Here is a 1,819-nt window from a genome sequence, read left to right as displayed (position 1 = left end):
GATGGGCTGCAACTTTTAGGGCTTGGTGTTTTAAAAGAAAAAAGTGAAGTTTTCCAATCAAACCAAAAAGGTGCAGTTTGGCGATGGTTTAATTTACCTTTTGGTCAAAGTGTTTTATGTAAAGTTCGATCTGGGTTTATAGTTGACGAGTCTTCGCCAAAAAATGGTAGTGCTTCTTTAGTTGAAAGTGAGTGTGAAGTTAAAAGATCAGGAGAGCTTTTTCCTAACTCTTTTAAAGAATGTCCCAAGAGTTTAGATGAAATGACGGAGGATGCTATAAAATCCAATTTTGATCCCGAGTTGATAGGGAAGCATGTGTTAGAAATTTCTAGTAGGGAATTAGGTATTGAGTTGGTGGTAGGATATGTTGCTATAATAGCTAAAGCTAAAAGGGCACGTGAAAGACGGTTCAATAGGGCATAATGTTATAAAAATTAATTTAGTATGCAGTCGTCAATATAAGGGGCGATGCAAATAGTGACTTAGCTACTTGTCTTTTTTAAATATCAGAAGGGGTGTCCATTGTCTGACAAAACTGCTTATTTTATTTTTAAATGGGTTTTATAACATGTGCCCATACCTGCTGGATCTCTATTCATATTTTCCGGGCAGTTGGTTCCTTAGGAGGCTTGCGGGTATTCGAGATATCTAACTGGAAGCGAAGGACAGCGGTAGCTGACCATTCTCAGCTTAAATGTGCGCTGATAAGGAGTGAAATGGCGCATTAGGATCACTTAAAATGACTCAGCTTCATAAAGATAATCACTACGTACCGCAGCTTTATCTAAAGCAGTGGTCGACAAATGGGAAGATTTCTACCTATCGGCTGCTTGTTCAACACGAAAACATTCCTCTTTGGAAGGAGCATTCTCTTCGGGGAATAGCTTTCCATCAGCATCTTTACACTTACTTGATGGACCAAGAAGAGACAGATGAGTTTGAGCGCTGGCTGGATCAAGAGCTTGAAGCTCCCGCGGAAGAGGCGATCAGGCGAGCGGTCAATAATGAGCGGATGTCGCCAGAGCACTGGAAAAACTTGATTCGCTTCGCTGTTGCCCAAGATGTGCGAACACCAGCAAACTTGAAGTCGTTTCTTGCTCGACAAGAAAAGTCGCTACAAATATTAATGAATGAGATCGTTGAGGACTCGGTCAGAAAGCTTGAAGAGGCCGCTGAAGTAGGCGTCAGACTTCCGCCCCACAAAGCTGATTTATCTAATAATTTTCCTCTAAAGGTAACGGTGAATCGGACTCCAGATGGCAACGGTGAGGTAGAAACCAAAATTGTATTAGGAAGAAAGCTGTGGCTATGGAGTGTTCGGCATCTCTTGACAAACACCATTGATAAAATCATTCATCAGCATTGGACCGTCGTGCAAGCACCTGCAGGAATGTCGTGGCCGACGACGGACAGCCCTGTTATTAAGCTTAATTATTATAGCTCTGAGAAGTATGACTTTGGTGGTGGTTGGGCAGTCCCCAAAGGCGACATATTTCTGCCTCTTGGGCCCAAGCATCTTCTACATCACTCTGTGGGTCAAAGAAGTTGGCCAAGAGGAACTGTGCTGGACAGGCCTACAGCATTACTTATTCGTAAAATCATTATTGAGCACGCTGACCGCTACATTTTCGATAAAGAAAGAAGTGATGTGCACCATATTCGTCCGAGAGTTGTTAGTTCGGAGATGTACAAAAAGGAGCAGAATGTTTGGCAAAACTGGCATCGGGAACAAAGTAAAGCCGAATTAAACTTGTAAAGACTAATGATAACTGTGAATAAAGACTCGTTAGCTCGTGCTGAAGAGACGATGTTTATTCAC

The 1,819-nt window shown here is 42.2% G+C and carries 2 protein-coding genes; both read left to right on the top strand.

The genetic code is table 11. The annotated features are described in order from the left end of the window. A partial coding sequence (locus IQ219_RS19330) for a hypothetical protein (protein ID WP_228017395.1) occupies positions 1-423 on the top strand: 423 nt, incomplete at its 5' end. Between the two features lie 316 nt (positions 424-739). After that, a complete protein-coding gene (locus IQ219_RS19325; RefSeq protein WP_194073688.1) occupies positions 740-1,756 on the top strand; it encodes a DUF4238 domain-containing protein in 1,017 nt (338 codons plus the stop codon). Positions 1,757-1,819: the final 63 nt, after the last annotated feature.

Origin of the sequence: Synechocystis sp. LEGE 06083 (assembly GCF_015207725.1) — a bacterium.
GTDB classification, from domain to species: domain Bacteria; phylum Cyanobacteriota; class Cyanobacteriia; order Cyanobacteriales; family Microcystaceae; genus Synechocystis; species Synechocystis salina.
The sequence above is the reverse complement of the archived record's forward strand: the minus strand, read 5'-3'. Positions and strand labels throughout refer to the sequence as shown.

Excerpts from the sequence above, each read along its gene's own strand:
- IQ219_RS19325 (WP_194073688.1), top strand. The coding sequence starts at position 740 with ATGACTCAGCTTCATAAAGATAATCACTACGTACCGCAGCTTTATCTA.